This window comes from Tateyamaria sp. ANG-S1 (assembly GCF_000814025.1).
Classification (GTDB): domain Bacteria; phylum Pseudomonadota; class Alphaproteobacteria; order Rhodobacterales; family Rhodobacteraceae; genus Tateyamaria.
The window spans coordinates 707,431-728,264 of the sequence record NZ_JWLL01000003.1; the positions used below are offsets into that span (position 1 = coordinate 707,431).

Annotated in this window: 26 protein-coding genes; 9 read left to right on the plus strand and 17 right to left on the minus strand. The window is 61.4% G+C overall.

Annotation, left to right across the window (positions count from 1 at the left end; translation table 11 throughout):
* Positions 1-95 precede the first annotated feature (95 nt).
* Positions 96-410, plus strand: coding sequence for an H-NS histone family protein (locus RA29_RS05330; RefSeq protein WP_342666384.1), 315 nt, complete (start codon positions 96-98; stop codon positions 408-410).
* 398 nt (positions 411-808) lie between these two features.
* Positions 809-1,513, plus strand: a complete 705-nt coding sequence (gene deoD / locus RA29_RS05335; RefSeq protein ID WP_039683521.1) for a purine-nucleoside phosphorylase — start codon at positions 809-811, stop codon at positions 1,511-1,513.
* Positions 1,514-1,751: 238 nt separating this feature from the next.
* On the opposite strand, the gene RA29_RS05340 is transcribed toward deoD, so the two are convergent.
* The 14 genes from RA29_RS05340 to RA29_RS05405 all read right to left on the minus strand — a co-directional run bounded on the left by RA29_RS05340 (position 1,752) and on the right by RA29_RS05405 (position 12,290).
* Positions 1,752-2,600, minus strand: coding sequence for a DUF1989 domain-containing protein (locus RA29_RS05340; RefSeq protein ID WP_039683523.1), 849 nt, complete (start codon positions 2,598-2,600; stop codon positions 1,752-1,754).
* Positions 2,601-2,648: 48 nt separating this feature from the next.
* Positions 2,649-3,365 (minus strand): hypothetical protein, encoded by a 717-nt coding sequence (locus RA29_RS05345; protein ID WP_039683525.1) that lies wholly within the window; start codon positions 3,363-3,365, stop codon positions 2,649-2,651.
* 61 nt (positions 3,366-3,426) lie between these two features.
* Complete coding sequence (locus RA29_RS05350; RefSeq protein WP_039683527.1) at positions 3,427-4,206, minus strand: succinate dehydrogenase iron-sulfur subunit; 780 nt, start codon at positions 4,204-4,206, stop codon at positions 3,427-3,429.
* Between the two features lie 13 nt (positions 4,207-4,219).
* Positions 4,220-4,549, minus strand: coding sequence for a hypothetical protein (locus RA29_RS05355; RefSeq protein ID WP_039683530.1), 330 nt, complete (start codon positions 4,547-4,549; stop codon positions 4,220-4,222).
* Positions 4,546-5,373 carry a hypothetical protein gene (locus RA29_RS05360; RefSeq protein WP_052249473.1) on the minus strand — a complete coding sequence of 276 codons (828 nt, stop codon included), beginning with the start codon at positions 5,371-5,373 and terminating at the stop codon, positions 4,546-4,548. Before RA29_RS05360 ends, RA29_RS05355 begins: the two co-directional genes overlap by 4 nt.
* Before the next feature lie 7 nt (positions 5,374-5,380).
* Positions 5,381-7,186 carry a succinate dehydrogenase flavoprotein subunit gene (sdhA, locus tag RA29_RS05365; protein ID WP_039683531.1) on the minus strand — a complete coding sequence of 602 codons (1,806 nt, stop codon included), beginning with the start codon at positions 7,184-7,186 and terminating at the stop codon, positions 5,381-5,383.
* A 41-nt stretch (positions 7,187-7,227) separates the two neighbouring features.
* Positions 7,228-7,599, minus strand: a complete 372-nt coding sequence (gene sdhD / locus RA29_RS05370; protein ID WP_039683533.1) for a succinate dehydrogenase, hydrophobic membrane anchor protein — start codon at positions 7,597-7,599, stop codon at positions 7,228-7,230.
* Between the two features lie 12 nt (positions 7,600-7,611).
* Positions 7,612-7,995 (minus strand): succinate dehydrogenase, cytochrome b556 subunit, encoded by a 384-nt coding sequence (gene sdhC, locus RA29_RS05375; protein WP_039683535.1) that lies wholly within the window; start codon positions 7,993-7,995, stop codon positions 7,612-7,614.
* Positions 7,996-8,146: 151 nt separating this feature from the next.
* Positions 8,147-8,806 (minus strand): DUF1194 domain-containing protein, encoded by a 660-nt coding sequence (locus tag RA29_RS05380; RefSeq protein ID WP_082029439.1) that lies wholly within the window; start codon positions 8,804-8,806, stop codon positions 8,147-8,149.
* Positions 8,807-8,856: 50 nt separating this feature from the next.
* Positions 8,857-9,567 (minus strand): DUF4344 domain-containing metallopeptidase, encoded by a 711-nt coding sequence (locus RA29_RS05385; protein ID WP_052249474.1) that lies wholly within the window; start codon positions 9,565-9,567, stop codon positions 8,857-8,859.
* A 71-nt stretch (positions 9,568-9,638) separates the two neighbouring features.
* Positions 9,639-10,670, minus strand: coding sequence for a MaoC family dehydratase (locus tag RA29_RS05390; protein WP_039683539.1), 1,032 nt, complete (start codon positions 10,668-10,670; stop codon positions 9,639-9,641).
* The gene (locus tag RA29_RS05395) at positions 10,670-10,873 is read right to left on the minus strand and encodes a DUF1737 domain-containing protein (protein WP_039683540.1); all 204 of its coding nucleotides are present in this window, start codon (positions 10,871-10,873) and stop codon (positions 10,670-10,672) included. The genes RA29_RS05390 and RA29_RS05395 overlap by 1 nt, the downstream gene beginning before the upstream one ends.
* Before the next feature lie 4 nt (positions 10,874-10,877).
* Complete coding sequence (locus RA29_RS05400) at positions 10,878-11,432, minus strand: NnrU family protein (protein ID WP_039683542.1); 555 nt, start codon at positions 11,430-11,432, stop codon at positions 10,878-10,880.
* 3 nt (positions 11,433-11,435) lie between these two features.
* On the minus strand, positions 11,436-12,290 hold the full coding sequence (locus tag RA29_RS05405) for a CoA ester lyase (protein WP_039683545.1): 855 nt from the start codon (positions 12,288-12,290) through the stop codon (positions 11,436-11,438).
* A gap of 363 nt (positions 12,291-12,653) precedes the next feature.
* On the opposite strand from RA29_RS05405, the gene RA29_RS05410 reads away from it, so the two are divergent.
* Positions 12,654-12,962, plus strand: coding sequence for a hypothetical protein (locus tag RA29_RS05410; RefSeq protein ID WP_152612950.1), 309 nt, complete (start codon positions 12,654-12,656; stop codon positions 12,960-12,962).
* A gap of 108 nt (positions 12,963-13,070) precedes the next feature.
* Here the strand turns inward: RA29_RS05410 and RA29_RS05415 are convergent, their stop codons facing one another.
* Positions 13,071-13,508 (minus strand): GNAT family N-acetyltransferase, encoded by a 438-nt coding sequence (locus tag RA29_RS05415; protein WP_039683549.1) that lies wholly within the window; start codon positions 13,506-13,508, stop codon positions 13,071-13,073.
* Positions 13,505-14,257, minus strand: a complete 753-nt coding sequence (locus RA29_RS05420; RefSeq protein ID WP_039683551.1) for a sulfite exporter TauE/SafE family protein — start codon at positions 14,255-14,257, stop codon at positions 13,505-13,507. The genes RA29_RS05415 and RA29_RS05420 overlap by 4 nt, the downstream gene beginning before the upstream one ends.
* A 168-nt stretch (positions 14,258-14,425) precedes the next feature.
* Between RA29_RS05420 and mdh the strand changes: the two genes are divergently transcribed.
* Positions 14,426-15,388 carry a malate dehydrogenase gene (gene mdh / locus RA29_RS05425; RefSeq protein WP_039683553.1) on the plus strand — a complete coding sequence of 321 codons (963 nt, stop codon included), beginning with the start codon at positions 14,426-14,428 and terminating at the stop codon, positions 15,386-15,388.
* Between the two features lie 72 nt (positions 15,389-15,460).
* A complete protein-coding gene (locus RA29_RS05430; protein WP_193743468.1) occupies positions 15,461-16,276 on the plus strand; it encodes an adenylate/guanylate cyclase domain-containing protein in 816 nt (271 codons plus the stop codon).
* Here RA29_RS05430 and RA29_RS05435 read toward each other — a convergent pair.
* Complete coding sequence (locus RA29_RS05435) at positions 16,273-17,271, minus strand: glycosyltransferase family 2 protein (RefSeq protein WP_193743469.1); 999 nt, start codon at positions 17,269-17,271, stop codon at positions 16,273-16,275. The two genes, RA29_RS05430 and RA29_RS05435, sit on opposite strands and share 4 nt — an antisense overlap.
* Positions 17,272-17,485: 214 nt before the next feature.
* Between RA29_RS05435 and sucC the strand changes: the two genes are divergently transcribed.
* The 4 genes from sucC to sucD all read left to right on the plus strand — a co-directional run bounded on the left by sucC (position 17,486) and on the right by sucD (position 20,829).
* On the plus strand, positions 17,486-18,679 hold the full coding sequence (sucC, locus tag RA29_RS05440; RefSeq protein ID WP_039683556.1) for an ADP-forming succinate--CoA ligase subunit beta: 1,194 nt from the start codon (positions 17,486-17,488) through the stop codon (positions 18,677-18,679).
* Positions 18,680-18,683: 4 nt separating this feature from the next.
* Positions 18,684-18,926 (plus strand): hypothetical protein, encoded by a 243-nt coding sequence (locus RA29_RS05445; protein ID WP_152612934.1) that lies wholly within the window; start codon positions 18,684-18,686, stop codon positions 18,924-18,926.
* Positions 18,927-19,104: 178 nt separating this feature from the next.
* On the plus strand, positions 19,105-19,899 hold the full coding sequence (locus RA29_RS05450; protein WP_039683560.1) for a class I SAM-dependent methyltransferase: 795 nt from the start codon (positions 19,105-19,107) through the stop codon (positions 19,897-19,899).
* 45 nt (positions 19,900-19,944) lie between these two features.
* Complete coding sequence (gene sucD / locus RA29_RS05455; RefSeq protein WP_039683563.1) at positions 19,945-20,829, plus strand: succinate--CoA ligase subunit alpha; 885 nt, start codon at positions 19,945-19,947, stop codon at positions 20,827-20,829.
* Positions 20,830-20,834 lie beyond the last annotated feature (5 nt).

Here is a 20,834-nt window from a genome sequence, read left to right on the forward strand (position 1 = left end):
GTGACACAAAATCGTTCAGTGATACTATTGATAATTGCCAGTTTTTTCCGAATAGGGTTTTTACCTTTACAAAAAAATCGGGAAAACAAATGGCAATGAAACTCGACAAAATGAGCCGGAAAGAACTGGAAGCTTTGCGTGCTGATGTCGATGAGGCGATTGTGCAGCGGCGTAAGACCGAACGGCACGAAGCACTTGCGGCAGCACAAAAGGCGGCAGCGGAGTTTGGCTTTTCGCTGGATGAGTTGACCGGGAAAAAAGGCGGACGCGGCGCAAAAGCAGCAAGCGCCGATCCGAAATACATGAACCCCGAAGATCCGACGCAGACCTGGACCGGGAAAGGGCGCCAGCCGAATTGGTTCAAAACCGCAATTGAAGCGGGCAAAGCGCCGGAAGAGCTGGAAATCTAAGCGCAAGCGCCACGTTCACTTGGATCGCGTTCTCGGGACCCGGAGCGCGATCCGGGTTCGGCCTACGATGCCGTTTGGCATTGGCCGAATATGTTGTTTCCAAGGTCTTTCGTTTTAAAGATACTGCTGCGTGCCCGATAGATACTTCGGTTTTTTGGCGTGAATGTCGGCTGCTTGTACGCTCTGTACCGACTGATAAAAACATGCTCTGCACAGACTTTTCTGTGCGGCAGCTTCGTATTGCGACCAGAATCCTGTTCGTCTCATCACAAGTATGACTTGGGCGCATTGATGCTTTGCACAGGTGAGAATTCACTTCCCGATTTTGCGGACATGGTGTTCTCCTTTCCCTTAAAGAACGTTAAGCGGGCGTTCTGTTTCAGCACGAGGAGTTGACCATGACTGTTCACATCGGCGCCGCAGAAGGCCAAATCGCAGAAACCGTTTTGATGCCCGGCGATCCCTATCGCGCCAAATGGGCGGCGGAGACGTTTCTGGATGGGGCAGAGCTGGTCAATGAAGTGCGGGGTATGCTGGGCTTCACTGGCACGTGGAGAGGCAACCGGGTGACCATTCAGGGGTCGGGTATGGGCATGCCGTCCCTTTCGATTTATGCTAACGAGCTGATGTCCACATATGGCGCGCAGACCCTGATCCGCATCGGTTCATGCGGCGGGATGCAGACGCATGTGGGCATCCGCGACGTGATCATTGCCATGACGGCCAGCACGATCACATCGCCCTCGTCCAGCTTCTTCAAAGAGCTCAACTATGCCCCCTGTGCTGACTATGGGCTGCTCGCAGCAGCAGTGAAGGCGGCGGATGCAAAGGGCACCAAGACGCATGTGGGCGGGATTTATTCGTCGGATGTGTTCTATGCCGAACGTCCTGATCTGGACGAGCAGATGACCCGCCACGGCATTCTGGGCGTCGAGATGGAGGCCGCGGAGCTTTACACCCTCGCGGCACGGCATGGACGCCGGGCGCTCGCCGTTCTGACCGTAAGCGATCATTTGCAAACAGGTGAGGCGTTGCCGTCGGAAGACCGTGAAAAGACCTTTGGCGATATGGTTGAAATTGCGTTGGAAGCTGCGTTTTCCTGAGCGGAGCGCAATTTTTCAACACTATACAAACACTTGGATGGTGCGCTGGGGTGTCACCCTGCGTGCACCATCCGTACACCCCCTGTACACCCCCACCGTCACGGTCGGGTAAGGATGTGTTAAGGACCATAGCCTTTTGCGGTTAATGGCGCGTAAATGCACCGTTACTGCCTATGGCTGCTGTGGGAGCCTCCGGCGGGGATTTTTTGAAACAGGGAAGAGATGGACCGTCAGTCCTTTAGGGGCGACCGTGGCTGCGGTCATAGCCGTTGGGTGGCGGGCTTTGCCAGTGGTCAAGCGCGCCGGGTGCGGGGGCAAAAACCTCGATCTTGAGCGGGTGGCAGGGGGCCACATCAGAGGAGTGTTCCGACCCGCAATCGCCGCCTGGACAGGCGCTGATTGCCCCCAGAAGGTCAATCTCGGCCAGTAGATCAATATGGTCGCCGGGGCGGACGGGTGAGGCTTTCATGAAGTATTGGCCCGTGTCGCGGGTGAAGCCCGTGCACATGAAGACGTTCATGACGTCGTGGACGTGTGGTTCTGCCTCGGCCAGCGGGAGGCCGGTATGATCCGCGAGCGCGCGGGTCAGGTTGGAGTGGCAGCAATGGTGGTAGTGCCCGCCTTGCAGCAGGTTGCCGGTATAGGGGTCACAACGCGTACCGATCACGTCATGCACGCCGCCGCCGAAATCGTCGATGCCGTACCAGCCCAGCGTATCGTGGATGATGGTGGCCATAGGGCGCAGGTTTGGAAAGCTGCTCCACAGCCTGTCGCCGGTGTTTACATGGGTGCCGTGCAGGGCGCGGGTCTTGCCTGAGTAGAAGCGTTCGGAGAGGTCGTGCAGGTTCCAGAGGTTCAGGTCGCCGACCTGCGGGCCCTCGACTGAGGATATGCGGAAGATGTGGCCCGCTGGCACCTCGAAGGCGGCAGCCTCGCGCGGGGGGGCGATGGTTTCGGACAGTTTGGTCATGCCCGCACGCGCACGCGCATAGGTGTCCATGTCGGGCTGTGGGAGGGTGTCCGTTGGGTAGCAAATAACGGGCGGCAAGGCGCGGGCGGCAGCGGCGTATTCGGGTGTGTCGGTCATGGACTGTACCCTAGCGGGCGGGGATCAGGGCGCAAGCGGTCGATCGTTTTAGCCTGGCGTCCGGTCGTGCCTGCGCCGCCATTCGCGGGCGTATACGGATTCCTCGGTATGCTTGCGGTTGAGCGCGTGGGCGCGCGTGTCTGCTTCGCCCCTTGTTTCGGCCCGGACGGACGCGGCGCGCAGCTGCGCGCGCCGTTCGAAGGGGATGACCTGTACCATGGGTGAACCCGCAGGCAGGCGGATGTCGGGCCGTTGCCCCGTCCAGAAGAACGGCACGTTCACCGGCACGTCCAGCGCATCGCAGTCGACGGTCCCGCCAAAGGCCGTAAAGGGCAGTTCGAAGTGGTTCACGGGATGCAGGAAGGTGGCCGACCATCCCGGAGGCAGTTTGACCCGCCAGGGGTTCAGCAGCTTGAGCGGCATGGCGTTTTCAAAGGGCGGGTTCGGCGAACCGATCTGGCCGGGGTGGTGCATGTCGATGGGGGCAAAGGCGGCTGCGGCGTCCCAGTGGAATTGGATGGCACCCGTGGCCGGATCGGCAGAGGTCCAGATGTCGTAGGGCGTCGGAATAATCCAGCCCTGCGCCATCACATCGGCCACGGGCAGGCAGGCGCGCACCGTGAGGCCCGGCAGGCCATGCGCGTCCTTCATTCCCATTTCGCGGTCTAGGGTGCGGAACCAATCCGGCAGGAACTTTGCCGCCGGTGCGGGTTCAGGGATCTTGCCCGCCAAGTCCGGCGGGCAGAGAAACTCGATGTCAGCCAATGCCCCCTCCCGGTCGTTGTTGCGGCACTGTGCCGTCAGGCCGGGAGGCGTGCAAGATGGATCAGACGGTGCGCTCGACCATCATCTTCTTGATGTTGGCGATGGCTTCTGCGGGGTTCAGGCCCTTGGGGCAGGTCTTGGCGCAGTTCATGATCGTGTGGCAGCGGTAGAGCTTGAACGGGTCTTCGAGGTCGTCGAGCCGTTCGCCGGTTGCCTCATCGCGCGAGTCGATGATCCAGCGGTAAGCGTGCAGCAGTGCTGCTGGCCCGAGGTAGCGGTCGCCGTTCCACCAGTAGCTGGGGCAGGATGTCGAGCAGGACGCGCACATGACGCATTCGTAGAGCCCGTCGAGTTTCTTGCGGTCTTCGATGGACTGCTTCCATTCCTTGGCGGGGCGGTTCGTCTTGGTTTCCAGCCACGGCATGATGCTGGCGTGCTGGGCGTAGAAGTGGGTGAGGTCGGGGATCAGGTCCTTGACCACCGGCATGTGTGGCAGGGGGTAGATTTTGACGTCGCCCTTCACCTCGTCCATGCCGTAGATGCAGGCGAGCGTGTTGATGCCGTCGATGTTCATCGCACAGGAGCCACAAATCCCCTCGCGGCAGGAGCGGCGGAAGGTGAGTGTCGGGTCGATCTTGTTCTTGATGTAGATCAGCGCGTCGAGGACCATGGGCCCGCAATCATCGAGGTCGACGAAATAGGTGTCGACCTGCGGATTTTTGCCGTCATCGGGGTTCCAGCGGTAGATGCTGAACTTGCGCACATTCGTGGCGCCCTCGGGCTTGGGCCATGTCTTGCCCGTCATCATGCGGGAGTTTTTGGGAAGCGTCAGTTGGACCATTGCGGTTCTCCTTTCACGCGGTCAGGACGGAGAGACCCGCCCGGACGATGCACTGTTGTGTGGCTGGCCGCTCAAGCACGGAACGCACGAGCGCGGCAGTTGTTTCGGAGACGCCGATCACGGCGTCCTTGGCAAATTCCCCGATCTCGCGGGCCGAGGCATTGTCGATCACGCAGTCGGTGAAGGGAGTCACGGCCCGTTCCGGCACAGCGGGGAAGCGGGTGACGAGGGTTTCGGCCACGGCCGCCTTGGCGCTGCGGCGGGCGACGTTGTCCACGGCTTGCGTGGTCTCGGCGCAGGCGGTGAGCGTGAGCGCGGCGATGAGGGCGGTGGCGCGGATCATGGCAGCACCACCTGTGCGCTTGCAGTACTGCGCAGGGTTTCGAGCCGCTTGGCGTCGCCGGGGAAGTGGTGTGCGAGTTTGGTCATGAAGCTGTCGTCCCGTGACGCGGTCCAGAGCAGCATCCGGTATTCGTGATCATCTGCTATTTGCGCGCTGCGTTGGTCGGTTTTGAGATCGGCAGCGGCGGTTGCATCCTGAAAGGAGGAGCCGCCGCCAAAGCGTTGGACTGTTCCGAGTGACAGGTCGTTGCCCGGCAGGTTGAGCCGGGTCAGCGCCGCTTCGCGGTAGTGCTCCTCGGCGCTCCAGGTGTCGTAGCAGAGCGGAACAACGTCATCGTCCTGCACCCGTGTCAGCATGTCGGAATAGGTGCTGACGGCGCGACCCATTATACGGTTGCGGTCAAGCGGGCCAAAACCGTCGTTGCCCTGAATCTTGCGCAGCAGGGACGCGGCCCAGTGCAGGAAACTGCGATAGATGATCACCAGCGTCTCTGCCGCGGCGAAGAGTGCTTTGGGTTTCGCAGGCGGCACGCGGTCTTCGTACGACACGGCGGTAAATGGCTTGGCGCCGGCGCGGTCAATCCGTTTCCATTTGCCGCCCTGCCCGGTTTCCGCGCCACCCTCGAAGAGCGACAGGCTGCTGCACGTGACGATCGGATCGCCCCCGTGGCGGCAGTTGTTCATGAACAGGCCGTTGCCGCCGGGCGCATTGCGCATGATCCAGTTGATCAGCGCATGGTTGCCCGACCGCCGCATGCCATAGATGCGCAGCACCCGTCCGGGGACGAGCCCTGCATCATCCGTGCTGTGCACCGCCTGATCCATGTGGACCTTAGTACACCCGCGCTTTCGGCGCGATTTTCTTCAGGTCGATGCCGCCGTCGTTGTGGCTGGTCAGCGGCTGCAGATGCACACCGCGGAAGCCGAGCGACGCTTCGTTGCCCTTGAACCAGACGAGGCTGTGCTTACGCCAGTTCTCATCATCGCGGTCGGGGTAGTCCTCGTGCGCGTGAGCGCCGCGGCTTTCCTTGCGCGCGGCGGCTGCCGTGATCGTGGCGACCGCGTTGGGCATAAGGTTCGTCAGTTCCAGCGTTTCCATCAGGTCGGAGTTCCAGACAAGTGACGTGTCGGTGACCTGCAGATCGCTCTGCTTTTCGGCCACGGCCTTCATCTTCTCTTCGCCCTCGGCCAGCGTCTTGTCTGTGCGGAAGACGGCGGCGTCCTGCTGCATGGTGCGCTGCATTTCCAGACGCAGTTCCGCCGTGGGCACGTGGCCCTTGGCGTAGCGCAGGCCGTCGAAACGGCTGAACGCGGCCTCGACCGAACGCTGGTTCGGCGTCGGCACGGGAGCGGAAGCGTCCACGACATCCTTGGCGCGGATGGCGGCGGCGCGGCCGAAGACCACGAGGTCGATGAGAGAGTTGGAGCCGAGGCGGTTCGCCCCGTGCACCGAGGCACAGCCCGCTTCGCCGACTGCCATCAGACCGGGCGAGACGTTGTCGGGGTTGTCCTTGGTCGGTGCCAGCACCTCACCCCAATAGTTCGTGGGGATGCCGCCCATGTTGTAGTGCACGGTGGGCAGGACCGGGATGGGTTCCTTGGTCAGGTCAACGCCCGCGAAGATACGCGCGCTTTCCGAAATGCCTGGCAGACGCTCGGCCAGCGTTTCGGGCGGCAGGTGGTTAAGGTGCAGGTGGATGTGGTCGCCATCGGCGCCCACGCCACGCCCCTCGCGGATTTCCATAGTCATGCAGCGGCTGACCACGTCGCGCGACGCCAGGTCTTTATAGGTCGGCGCGTAGCGTTCCATGAACCGCTCGCCTTCGGAATTGGTGAGGTAGCCGCCCTCGCCCCGCGCCCCTTCGGTGATCAGGCAGCCGGAGCCGTAGATACCGGTGGGGTGGAATTGCACGAACTCCATATCCTGCAGGGGCAGACCGGCGCGGGCCGTCATGCCGCCACCGTCACCAGTGCAGGTGTGGGCTGATGTGGCTGAGAAGTAGGCGCGACCATAGCCGCCTGTCGCCAGCACGACCATCTTGGCCGCAAACAGGTGCATGGTGCCGTCATCAAGCTTCCAGCACAGCACGCCCTGGCACACGCCATCGTCGGACATAATGAGGTCGATGGCGAAGTATTCGATGTAGAATTCGGCGTTGTTCTTGAGCGACTGGCCATAAAGCGTGTGCAGGATCGCGTGGCCGGTCCGGTCGGCGGCGGCGCAGGTGCGCTGCACGGGGGGGCCTTCGCCAAATTCGGTGGTGTGGCCGCCGAAGGGACGCTGGTAGATTTTGCCTTCCTCAGTACGCGAGAACGGCACGCCGTAGTGTTCCAGTTCGTAGACAGCCTTGGGCGCTTCGCGGGCGAGGTATTCCATCGCGTCCGTGTCGCCCAGCCAGTCGGAGCCCTTGACCGTGTCATACATGTGCCACTGCCAGTTGTCGGGGCCCATGTTCGACAGCGAAGCTGCGATGCCGCCCTGTGCCGCCACCGTGTGCGAGCGGGTCGGGAACACCTTGGTCACGCACGCGGTGCGCAACCCCTGTTCAGCCATACCCAATGTCGCCCGCAGCCCGGCGCCACCCGCGCCAACGACCACGACGTCATATTCATGCGTCTCGTAATCATATGCAGCCATGTCGGCCTCCTATTCGGTTCGGGCCTTGCCGCCCGGTCAGTTCAAAGCGCGATGCGCGCAATCGCGAACAGCCCTGCCGCGATCATGGTGTAGGCAAATGCAGTGGTTGCGATCAGCGTCAACTTTCCTGCGGTGCCGTGGATGTAATCTTCGATTGCGGCGTGCGCCTCGCGCATCAGGTGCTGGATGACCACGATCAGCGACAGCGCCATCAGGATGGCCGGGATCGGACGGCTGAAGAAAGCCAGAACCTCTGCGTGGTTGCCGCCCAGCGCGGAGGCAAAGAGCAGCACGAGGATGGGAACCAGCGGCACGAGCAGGATGGAGCTGACCATCATCTGCCAGTGGTGATGGGTTCCTTCACGACCGGAGCCGAGGCCGGCGGCGCGTTTGCGATCTGTCATAAAGCGCATGTCTGTGCCTCCTTAGGATACGACGAGGACAAAAATGGTGAGCAGCGTGGCCCCGATGAACATGCCCTTGGCCATGTCTTCGGACACGGGCACCTGCACAAGATAACCAAAGTCCCACAGCACGTGCCGCAACCGGCCAAGCATGTGGTAGAAGATGCCCCACATCGCCGCGACCAGGATCAGCGTGCCCAGGATGCTGCGCAAGAAGCCGTCGATGACATTGAACGCCGCTTCGGACGACGCAGCCGCCAACAGCCACCCGACCACGAGGATGGAGGCGAGCAGGCAACCGATACCCGTGATCCGCACCATGATGGACGAGATGGATGTCCATTGCGGGCGGTAGATTTGCAGGTGTGGCGAGAGCGGGCGATTGCCCCGATTGACGTCGGCCATGTTGCTTCCTTTATCCTCGGCTGCCCTTTGATACTCCTTTTTACGCGCGAGTCACGCGCGAGGATCCCCGAAATGGCGCGGTTTTTTGGCGCATTTGCAGGATTTTGCCCAAATGTGATCACGCGGGAAATACGTGTGATCACAAGAATGGCTACTCTGCAAGATATGTCACCTGCCGGATCGTCTCGCGCTGCAACTTCCGCTTGATTTGCGCGGGATAGTCTTCGAATCCCCTGGCCGTGACCACAAACGCGCCGGGTCCGGTGATCACATTTTCGAAAAAGTAGGCCGTCAGGTCGGTGTCGTCCGTTTCAATCGCAATGGCATTGACCGTGATGCCAGCATCGTTGAGTGGCCCCCGCTGGCCTGCCGGTTCGAGCCCTTCGTTCGAGACACCATCGCCCGACACATCAATAACCTTGCGCGTGCACTGCGCAACCGTCGCAAAGGCGCGTCGCGAGAGCACAAGCGCCTCACCGATCGCCGTGGAATAGTTGCGCCAAACCCGCGGATCGTTTTCGATCTGCTCGGCCAGTGCGAGGACGTCGCCGTGGGATGAAATAGCGGTCCAAGGGATTGTCTGTTTCTGGCGCGTTTCCCCGGTCCATTGCACAAGCGACACCTGCGCCTGTTGATCCACCAGGGCATCCGCGACGATCCCATCGCGCAGGGCGTGGGCCAGCCCGTCCATCTGGATGCGGTATTCGTCCCGATCCACGGACCCCGACACATCCACCGCCAGAAGCAGCGCAAGCTGACACGCCTGTGCCGGACCACTGATCAGCAGCGATATGAGAATTCCGCGCCACATACACAAAGCGTAGCCTGCGCCCTGCGCAAACGCACTTCACAAATGTGATGTCATTCGAACTGTCCGTAGAGGGCCCGCAAGTGGTCCTCGAACTCGGTGCACATGATGATTTCCGTGGTGCCAAGGTCGTAGAAGGCGTTGGCTTCACCACAGGATTCCACGCGCACGACCAGCGTCGTGGGCAGTTCAAAGTCCTCGTTCAGCGCAGCCACTTCCGCGGCCATCACTTCGGTTGTCAGCAGGTTATGCCCGCCATCTGCAAACAGGATCGAGTCGCCGCGGCCCGTGATCTCATCAAAGGCGGGCCCCCAACTGTCGAGCGCAAGCTGGAACTCTTCGGGGCAGGTTTCAGCCCGCTCTTCGGGCAAGCCGAGGTCGATGGCGAAATCTTCGCGCGCATCGGGGTTGGCGCCGTAAAACAGGCAGACTGTGTTGTAGAAGCGCTGTTCGTCGGGGCCGTGTACATCCCAATAGGCGACGTCGCCTGCAAAGTCTGCTTCGGCCAGAAAGCCGAAGGCGGTGTCGTAGGCGAGCGCTTGCGCCGCTTCCTCGTCGTAGAGGCCGTCGATCAACAGGACAGAGGCAACGTCGGCGGCATCCTCCTCCTGACCGAATACAGGCAGGGCAAGGATGTCGATCAGGGCATGGCCCAGTTCATGGTAGAAGATGCCCAGCAGGTTCGCCTCGACAAACGCCTCGCGCTCATCATTCGCGACCGCGGGGCTAGCGAGCATCAGGCAGGGCAGAACATATCGCAACATCGGTTTGCTCCTTGCACCATGCGGGATGGCGGGTGGGGCGTCGTCTTCAGACGCGCGTCACCCCGGCATCCCTACATTGGCATCAAGGCCCAGTAATCCAAGTCAAGCAAGACCTCAGGCAGATATTTGCCGTCTTCACCGCGCAGTTGGAACGGTGTGCCGCCCTTGGTCGCGACCAGTCGCAAACGGATCGCACCGACGCCCGGGGCCGACGTTTCAGCCTTATCCAGCACCTCTGACCACGCGCGCACAGTATCGCCCGCAAGGCATGGATTGGCGTGCGCCCCTGCGTTCAGACCCACCACCATCTGCGCATTTGCAAGCCCGTTGAAGGACAGCGCCCGCGCCATCGAGATCACGTGCCCACCATAGATCAGCCGCGTACCGTCAGGCCGGGCGGAGGTGTCAAAGTGCACCTTGGCCGTGTTTTGCCACAGGCGCGTTGCCATCATGTGTTCGGCTTCCTCGATGGTCACGCCGTCCACGTGGTCGATCTGTTCGCCGACCTCATAGTCGCCCCAACGATGTGGCTCGCCCGCAAGATCGAAGTCGTAGTTTTCGAAGCTCAGGCCATCCGGCACAGCGAGTGTCTCTGTGGGGACAACCTTGTTCAGCTCCGGGATCACTGTCTCGGGTGCCGGCGCATCAAGGTTCCCTTTGCGCACCATGACCCAGCGGACGTATTCCAGCACCGCCTCGCCATGCTGGTTCTTGCCCGTCGTGCGGACATAGACCACGCCGGACTTGCCGTTCGAGTTCTGTTTGACCCCGATCACCTCCGATTCCGAGGTCAGCGTGTCACCGGGCCAGACCGGTTTCAGCCAGCGCCCTTCGGCGTAGCCGAGGTTTGCGACCGCATTCAGCGACACGTCCGGCACGGTTTTGCCAAAGACAGTGTGAAACGCGATCATGTCGTCGAGCGGAGAGGCCGCCAGACCCGACGCCTGCGCAAACGTGTCCGACGAATAAAGCGCGTGACGTGCGGGATAAAGCGCGTGGTAGAGCGCCCGTTCCCCTGCCCCCACCGTGCGCGGTACGGCATGGGTCAGCACGTCACCGACGCTGTAGTCTTCAAAAAACCGGCCCGAGTTGGTTTTGGCCATCACTGTTCCCCTAGTTTGATGTCCGGGGTGTAGTCCCCCGGCACGTCCTTTGTGACCGCCTGCCCGCAGCGCATCACGCCTGCTGCGTGATCCCATGTCTGGGTCGGTGAGCCGTGGAGTTCCCAGCCCGCATTCAGCGCGGCGGTGACCTTGTGGCAGAAGGCGGATGTGTCCTCTTCGGAGAGAAAACGGTAGAGTTTCATGGGCTTAACTCGGGAAGGGCCAGACACCCAGCCAGTTGTGGATCCAGCCGATGATGGCCAGCAGGATGATGGAGCCCACAAAGAACATCGCGTCTTTGGCGAGCGTCCCCTGAGGTCCTCGCTGCCAATCGGGCTCGGCGGCGTTGATGATGCGCGCTGTGGCTATGGCCCAGATCAGAAGCCCGCCGAACAGAATGATCGAGGCAAGATCGCCGTTCACCAGCAAGTGCGCGATGGCCCAGATTGAAAAACCGGTCAGCATTGGATGGCGCATGCCGGACACCAGCTTGCCCCGCTTTGGCGCAGGGCTGAACAGGTAGATCGCGATCAGCATTGCCAGATTATTGATGTGGATCGTGAAACTGGGCGGGAACCACACGTTGATGAAATCAACACCTCGGTAGCCGATCACCATAAGCACAATGGAAAGCACCACACCGATTGCAACTGCGCCCTTGCCCGGATCGCCCATCGCAGCCCGCCGCTCGGGGGCGATACGTTTGAACAGATGCGCCGCCCACCACAGGGCGACGCCCGCAACCAGAATGATCCAATACATCGTCTATCCTTTTGCCATGTCCGCGATGGCATCGGCCTTGGCCAATGTCTCGCGCGCGGTGACGATGTGCAGATTCTCGACGATACGTCCATCGACAACGGCAACACCTTGCCCACTGGCCTCCACCTCTTCAAAGGCGGCGATCTGGCGGCGGGCGAGGTCAATCTCGGCCTCGGACGGGGAGAATGCGGCGTTGGCAATGTCCACTTGTGCCGGATGTATCAGGGTCTTGCCATCAAAACCCATGTCGCGGCCCTGATCGCATTCGATTTTCAGCCCGTCCTCGTCCTTGAACGCATTGTAGACGCCATCAACAATGGCGCAGCCATGCGCCTTGGCCGCCAGCAAGCACAGGCCAAGACCGGTTTGCAGGGGCAGGCGATCGGGGCGGAAGCGGGTTTGCAGCTCTTTCGCAAGATCGTTTGTGCCCATGACCATGCCCTGCAGCTTTGGATGTGCGCCAATGGCGGGGGCATTGATCATACCCAGCGGCGTTTCCATCATCGCCCAGAGCGGGGTGTCGCCTGTGATCTCGGCCAGCGCGTCCAGATCGGCAGGGCTGTTCACCTTCGGCAGCAGGATCGCATCCGCACCCATATCCTTGGCTGCCTGCGCATCATCGCGGCCCCATGCGGTGTCAAAGCCGTTTATGCGCACGATTTTCAGCCGTGCGCCGTAGCCGCCCTGTGCCAGCGCCTCAGCCAGAGTTGCCCGTGCGCTTTCCTTTTCTTCGAGCGATACAGCGTCTTCGAGATCAAAGATGATCGCGTCAACCGGCAAGCCACGCGCCTTGTCCAGTGCCCGGGGTTTGGAGCCGGGGATATAGAGAACGGAGCGGAGGGGACGGTCGAGGGCCATGGCGTGCGATCCTTAGCGAGTCATAAAGTTGCGCGGAAAGGGCCATTTTTTGCCAGATAGTTCAAGCGCTATTTTGCTGCATTGCAGAAATGGCGTCCCGACTTTCGTCTGATTTTGCGGGCTTTCATCAAATTGGAACGACCTGCGCACGCTGCGTTAACCATTATTCAAGGCTCAATCCGCACATTTGCCGCAATCCGATAGTGCGGGGAGGGCCGTTTCGGCAGGGCCGCCGAACACTTCACGGAACGCGCAAAACGTCGGGTGTGAACCGGGGCCGCCCGGTCATCGCCGGGGTTCCGGCTGGGCCAGATGACCAGAGGTGACGCCTTCCATTGTGAAAGGCTGAACGTGATGACACGGATGATGAATGTGATGACAGCGGGTGTTCTGGCGCTCGCGGCGATGGTGAACGCGGCACAGGCACAGCAGGCGCGCAATTGCGGACCGCGCGATATGGTCGTGAGCCGGTTGGCCGAGGGTTATGGCGAAACGCGGCAGTCCATGGGCCTGGGTGCCAACAACTCCGTGATCGAGGTCTTTGCCTCTGAAGAAAGCGGCAGTTGGACGATTACGGTCACGACGCCCAACGGGATGACCTGCCTTGTTGCGAGCGGTCAGGCGTTCGAGGCCTTGGCCGAAGCACTGCCTGCAAAGGGCAGCGACGCCTGAGACGGGCGGACGACGCGTCCGCCTTAAGACTGCAAGGATTGCAATGGGCGCTCTACAGGGCGCCTATTTTTGTAACAACAGGGTAAGGCGGATCCTGATCCGCCAGCGTCAGCGCCGGACGGGTGCGCGGCGGATGGTCATGCCCCATTTTTCATCCGCGCCGAAGCCGAGCTTTTCATAGAACCCGCGCGCCTCGGCCGTGCGCCCGGTCAGCAGCATGATCTTGTAGCAATCCGCCTCCCATGCAGCGTCGATCACAGCCTGCATGACCCGCCCTCCCTGCCCGGTGCCGCGATGATCGCGATGCGTCACCACGTTTTCGACCAGAGCGTACGGGCGCCCGCCCTGCGTCACGTTTGGCAGGATATGCAGGGTCGCCATAGCGGCGAGTGTCGTGTCAGAAAACACCCCCAGCACGGTCGTGCCGGTATGGGTCACGACACCGGCAAAGGCCTCATCCGCCCCAAGCGGCGCGTCATCGACGAGGTGACGATACAGTTCCATGACCTGTTCCGTGTCGCCAGCCGTGAGTGCGCGCACCGTCATGTCAGCCCGTCCCAGATCAGCTTGGTCCCCGTCACCACAAGCAGCACATAGGTCAGACGAAAAAACAGCTTTTCCGGGACCATGTGGTGCGCCTTGACCCCAAGCCACGCGCCCAAAAGGGCGAAGGGTGCCAGCAAGAGGTTGGCGGTCGTCGTCTGCGTGGTGAACATGCCGAGGAAGGCGTAGGGGATGAACTTGGCGATGTTGATCGCCCAGAAGGTCAGGACGGTGCTTGCCTGATACTCGGTCTTGGTGAGTTTCAACGACAACAGGTAGACTGCAGCGGGTGGGCCACCCGCATGACTTACAAAACTTGTAAAGCCTGCGACCACACCGGCAAAGGCCCCGGCGGCCTTGGAGAGTGCAACTGTTGAGGCGCGAATCCAGCCGCGCGATTGCGCGATCTGCCATGCGACGAAACCGATGGAAATGGCGCCGATCAAGACACGGAACACATCCGCGTCGGCGCGGGCAAAGAGCAAAGCGCCCAACGCCACACCAGGCAAACCGCCGAGGATTAAAAGCAGAGACGCCCGCGCGTTCCACTGACCCCAGTAGGGGCGCAGGGTCGCGAGGTCGATCAGCATCAGAAGCGGCAACATGACGCCCAGCGCCAGCCCAGGCTCGACCACCAGCGCCAGAATCGATGCCGCAGCAAAGGCGGCACCGGAGCCGAAACCGCCCTTCGACACCCCGGCAAAGATCACCGCAGGCGCGGCAATGGCAAAGAACCAAAGATCAAGCGTCACGCGGCGCGTACCCTTCGAAAAACAGCCTCTTTTCGCCCCCTTAGCGCGCGAAGCCCGCCTATACCAGCGTCGCGGCGTCACCCTGCTGCAGTGCAGCGCCCTTGCGCGATGCCCCGTCACACGCTAGGCACCGCGCCAACAAAACCCCAAGTGCGGAGACTTTCACCCATGGCCAGACCCAAGATTGCGCTGATCGGCGCCGGGCAAATCGGCGGCACGCTTGCCCACCTCGCAGCTTTGAAAGAGCTGGGCGACGTTGTCCTTTTCGACATCGCCGAAGGCACCCCCGAGGGCAAAGCCCTCGACATCGCCGAGTCCGGCCCGTCCGAAGGGTTCGACGCCAAGCTGAAGGGCACGCAGTCCTATGCCGACATCGCGGGCGCCGACGTCTGCATCGTGACGGCCGGTGTGCCGCGCAAGCCGGGCATGAGCCGCGATGACCTGTTGGGCATCAACCTGAAGGTCATGAAATCCGTGGGCGAAGGCATTGCCGCCAATGCTCCCGACGCGTTCGTCATCTGCATCACCAACCCGCTGGACGCGATGGTTTGGGCGCTGCAGAAATTCTCGGGCCTGCCCGCCAACAAGGTCTGCGGCATGGCCGGTGTGCTGGACAGCGCCCGCTTCCGCCACTTCCTGGCAGAAGAGTTCGACGTGTCGATGAAAGACGTCACCGCATTCGTGCTGGGCGGCCATGGCGACACGATGGTCCCCTCGGTCCGCTATTCGACCGTTGCTGGTATCCCCCTGCCCGACCTGATCGACATGGGCTGGACCTCGCAAGAGAAGATGGACGCGATTGTGCAACGCACCCGTGATGGCGGTGCCGAGATCGTGGGCCTGCTGAAAACCGGTTCCGCTTTCTACGCGCCCGCAACCGCAGGCATCGAGATGGCCGAAGCCTACCTCAAGGACCAGAAGCGCGTTCTGCCCTGTGCCGCTCATTGCGATGGTGAGTTCGGCCTGAAAGGCATGTATGTGGGCGTCCCCACCGTGATCGGCGCAGGCGGGATCGAGCGGATCGTGAACATCAAGCTCAACAAGGAAGAGCAAGAGATGTTCGACACCTCTGTTAAAGCCGTCCAGGGTCTGATGGACGCCTGCAAGGGTATTGACGATAGCCTCGCATAAACCTGCAACAGGTTTGAATTTTGAGGGCCGGATGTCATCGCATCCGGCCCTTTTCATGTTTATATGGTTCACATGCCCGAGACGCGCCCCATAGAACGCAAGCTGACCACGGTCTTGGCCGCGGATGCCGCAAACTATTCCGGGCGGATGAGCGTGGACGAGGAGGGCACCGTGCGCGCATTGCGCGGCACGCGCGCCGTTATCGACGCGGCCATTGCCAATTGCGGAGGGCGCATTGCGAACACCTCGGGTGATGGCCTGATTGCGGACATCCCGTCGGTTGTGGGTGCGGTGCGCTGTGCCATCGACATCCAGCGCACGATCAACAGCCGCCCCGATCTGCTGCCGTTTCGCCTGGGTATTCATCTGGGCGACGTCATCGTTGAAGGGCAGGACCTGCTGGGCGACGGCGTGAACTTGGCCGCGCGGCTTCAGGAGATGGCCGAAGTGGGCGGCATTCTGGTGTCGCAACATGTTTTTGACACGGCCCGTAACAACCTGGGCACGGTCGAGATGCGCCCGCTTGGGCCGACGACGCCCAAGCATCTTGCGGATGAGATCGGCGTGTATGCCGTGATTGCCGAAGGGGTCACGGCACCGCAATTGCTGGACAATCTGGGGCCGAAGGTCGGCTCCGCTGGCACCTTTTCGATCACCGACGAAGATGCGTTTACGTCCACGCCCGCTGTCGCAGACACTCCGTTGCGGTCAAAGTTCAAGAAGGACCGCAATCGCATTCTTGGTGCTCTCGGCGCGGTTATCATTGTCGACATCACGGCCGGACTGCCCTTCCTCGTGACGGCCATTCCCGAAGTCGCGCTGCTGTATCTGCTTTATACGAAGTGGAAAGCATACAGGGACGCGCTGCCGCCCGCGACACCGTCCTAAACGTTCAGCAACGTAGCCAGCTGAGGATTGCGACGCAGCACGTCAGCGTCGAAGGCGGCAATGCTCAGGTCAGGGCACGCGGGCCCGATCACGCGGACCGGATCAAAGGGGATGTCATGCAGCAGATCAAAGCGGGCGAGTTGCGCATGTCGCGCGTCTGTCATCGCAAAGAGTGTGCGATGCGCGGCCTGCGCGTCTTGGAGGGTATTTGCATTCTCCAGCATCCACGCGATCTGTTCCGCGCGATGTGGTTGCAGGATCACAACCTGCACTTCGGGCGGCGTCTGACGGTAGCGCAGCACCTTCATAAGCCAGTGCAGCGGCGTCATGCCGTCGAAATGGAGCAGCCGGGCCGTGCTAGACACCCTCTTGGCCGCGCGTCGCTGGCGCCCTGCGGACCCAGTGCGCGTTGCGTTGTGCACGCCAAGCCGCAAACCTGCCCCGACCTGCACGCCGCTCTTGCCTGCACCATGCGAATACTGGCCGCGTTTCATGAACCCGGTGAAAGGAGCCAAGGCGGCTTCTGCCTCTTCCGGCGACAGATCGGAACTGGCGCGAAAAGCGCCTTCAAAGAGGGTCGATTGCGTGTTTTTTGGAAAGATGCGCTCCAAGACCGGCAGGTTCACTTCGGTTTGGGGTTCACCGTGTGAGGCAAGCTCGTCTGCAAGATCGCCGTCTTGCCAGATGAACTCGTCCGCATCGATGTGAAACAGCCAATCCAGATCGCACCTGTTCTGCGCCCGGTTGGCATTGATGGTCTGGCGGCGCATCTGCGACAGAGGCCGCCCCTTGTTCGGACGGCGCGCGCGCCAATAGGCCTCGTCGCAGCGCTGCACCTTACAACCGGGGATGCCTGACAGCACGTCCGCCGCCGGGTCGTCTGGATCATCCAGAAAGACGTGAACTGCCGCCGCGCCGGTTGCCAAATGCCAGCGCACATTTGTCTCGACCAATGCCACCGGTTCATTGGCCGTAAGTACCACTCCCCAGCGCAAGCCGTTTTCCTTTGATTTTACAGGAAATTGCGACATGCGCCTGTGTGATTCCTTTACATATTGTAATTTGTGATCACACGATTTCATGCAGTGATCACAAAATCCGGTTTTCTACACCTAAAACCGCTGGTGCGACATATTTTCCGTTTACGCACGGTTCTGTGTTGGTCGAATAGGCCCCAACGTTGACGTATCTATACGGGATCAAACCGCCATGAACATCCATGAATACCAGGCCAAAGCCCTTTTGCGCAGCTACGGGGCTCCTGTCTCGGACGGGCGCGTCGTCCTCAAGGCCGAGGATGCCAAGACCGCCGCAGGCGCATTGGATGGCCCGATGTGGGTGGTCAAGGCACAGATCCACGCAGGTGGCCGCGGCAAGGGCAGCTTCAAGGAAGCCGATGCTGGCGACAAGGGCGGCGTGCGTCTGACCAAGTCGGTTGAAGAAGCCGCCGAAGAAGCCAAGAAGATGCTGGGCCGCACGCTTGTCACCCACCAGACAGGTCCTGCGGGCAAGCAGGTCAACCGCATCTATATCGAAGACGGCTCGGGCATCGAGACCGAGCTGTACTTGGCTCTGCTCGTCGACCGCGTGACCAGCCGCGTGTCTTTTGTCTGCTCGACCGAGGGCGGCATGGACATCGAAGAGGTTGCAGCTGAAACGCCAGAGAAAATTCTGAGCTTCAGCGTTGATCCCGCCACTGGCTACCAAGCCTACCACGGCCGTCGTATCGCCTTCATGCTGGGTCTGGAAGGCAAACAGGTGAAGCAGTGCGTGGGCCTGATGGGTCTGCTCTACAAAGCCTTCATGGAAAAAGACATGGAGATGCTGGAGATCAACCCGCTGATCGTGACCGACAGCGGCGATCTGAAGGTGCTGGACGCCAAGGTGTCGTTCGACGGCAACGCGATCTACCGCCACGCCGACATCAACGAACTGCGCGACGAGACCGAGGAAGACCCCAAGGAACTCGCCGCCTCCAAGTACGACCTGAACTACATCGCGCTGGATGGTGAGATCGGCTGCATGGTGAACGGCGCGGGTCTGGCCATGGCGACCATGGACATCATCAAACTCTATGGCGCAGAGCCAGCCAACTTCCTCGACGTGGGCGGCGGTGCGACCAAGGAGAAGGTGACCGAAGCCTTCAAGATCATCACATCTGACCAGAACGTCAAAGGCATCCTTGTGAACATCTTCGGCGGCATTATGCGCTGCGATGTGATTGCCGAGGGCGTGGTTGCCGCCGTGAAGGAAGTGGGCCTGCAAGTGCCGCTGGTGGTCCGCCTTGAAGGCACGAACGTGCAGCAGGGCAAGGACATCATCAACAACTCCGGCCTCGACGTGATTGCTGCCGACGACCTGAAGGACGGCGCGCAGAAAATCGTGAAAGCGGTCAAGGGTTAAGACTGTGCGACGCGTTGGTGTGATTGTGTCGCTGTGCGCGGGCCTTGTGGCCTGCAGCAGCGAACGCCGCCCTGACATCCGGGGGCAGGAGACCTTCCCGCCCATGGGCCTGGCGGCCAGCGCCGCTTGGCTGGACAACCGCCAAGTCGCGGTGTCCCAACGCCCCCGCGCCGCAGACATCCCGACCGAAGCCATATGCAACATCGTAGATGATTGCCTGTCTTTTGTGAGCCAGACAAAAGAGTGACGTACACTGCCTACATATCAGTTTCGGCGGCAGCGCGCGGCGGCGGGATAGCACCGCTCCATCCGGCGGTCGGTCCGTTTGGCGTTTGGTATGCAGTGGCTTACCCAACAACCGCACGCGGGCGGTGCAAAACCTTCAATGGCATGGACGGCTTGCCTACAGGCAAGAGGGTGTCCGAATGACCGGCCTCCGCCCCTGCCCGAGCTGTGACGCGACCGAGGCGACGCCTTGGCCCGCCTATTCCCCTGATCCCTACGTCGTGGCGCGCTGCGACAGCTGTGATTTGACCTACCTGCGCAACCCGGTTGATTACGTCGCGCTGGAAGAGGATTTCGCCTGGGAAAAAACCTATGAAGAGAAAAAGGTCGCGACCAAGGGCTCGACCTCTCTCAGCCCGGCGATCCGGTCGCTCCGCAAGAAGCTGAAGCTGACCCACAAGTCGAACCAGCACCGCATGGGCCAATGGTTCAACAACGGCAAGGTGCTGGACATCGGCTGCGGCAACCTGATGAACGTGCCCGAGCCGATGACCCCTTACGGCATCGAACTCAGCAAGGCGCTGCACGCCTATGCCGACGACTGGATGCGCAAGCGCGGTGGCTATTGCGTGCATGGGGCCGGGGCCGAAGCGATCTGGGATTTCGATCCTGAGATGTTCGATGGCGTCGTCATGCACAGCTATCTTGAGCACGAGGTTGACCTGATGGGCGTGCTCAAAGGTGTCTGGCGTGCTTTGAAGCCAGGCGGCGCGGCCTATGTCCGCGTGCCGAATTTCGGCTCGGTCAATCGACGGGTCATTGGCCCCAAATGGTGCGGCTTTCGCTACCCGGATCACGTTACCTATTTCACCCTCGACAGCCTGCGTGACGTGGCCCGCCGCGCCGGGTTTGCCGTCGAGCTGATCAACCGCGTCGGCTTGGCGGTCGACGACAATATCAAAGCGTTGTTGCGCAAGGGGCCTGCCCCCGCATGACACGCCCCGCTCACACCCAAGACACCCCCGAAGGAGACGACCACAATGGCCGTATTGATTGACGAAAATACCAAGGTGATCTGCCAGGGCCTGACCGGCTCGCAGGGCACGTTCCACACCGAACAGGCCATCGCATACGGCACCAAGATGGTGGGCGGCGTGACCCCGGGCAAAGGCGGCCAGACGCACCTGGACCTGCCGGTCTTCAACTCGGTCCACGAGGCGATGGAAAAGACAGAAGCAAACGCCTCCGTCATCTATGTTCCACCGCCTTTCGCGGCTGACTCGATCCTCGAGGCCATCGACGCCGAAATGCCGCTGATCGTCTGCATCACCGAAGGCATCCCGGTGCTGGACATGATGAAGGTGCAGCGCGCATTGGAAAACTCGTCCAGCCGCCTCATTGGCCCCAACTGCCCCGGTGTCATCACGCCTGACGCCTGCAAGATCGGCATCATGCCCGGCCACATTCACAAGCGCGGCAGCGTGGGTGTTGTGAGCCGTTCGGGCACGCTGACTTATGAAGCCGTGAAACAGACAACAGATATGGGCCTGGGCCAATCTTCGGCCGTGGGCATCGGTGGCGACCCGATCAAAGGGACTGAGCATATCGACGTGCTGGAGATGTTCCTGGCCGATGACGAGACCGAAAGCATCATCATGATCGGTGAAATCGGTGGCTCTGCTGAAGAAGACGCCGCCCAGTTCCTCGCTGACGAGAAGAAGAAAGGCCGCTGGAAGCCCACGGCTGGGTTTATCGCAGGCCGCACCGCCCCTCCGGGCCGCCGCATGGGCCACGCGGGCGCGATTGTCGCCGGTGGCAAGGGTGGTGCCGAGGACAAGATCGAAGCCATGCGGTCCGCTGGCATCATGGTGGCCGACAGCCCCGCGACGCTCGGCGAGGCCGTGATGGAAGCCATCAAAGGATAACGCCC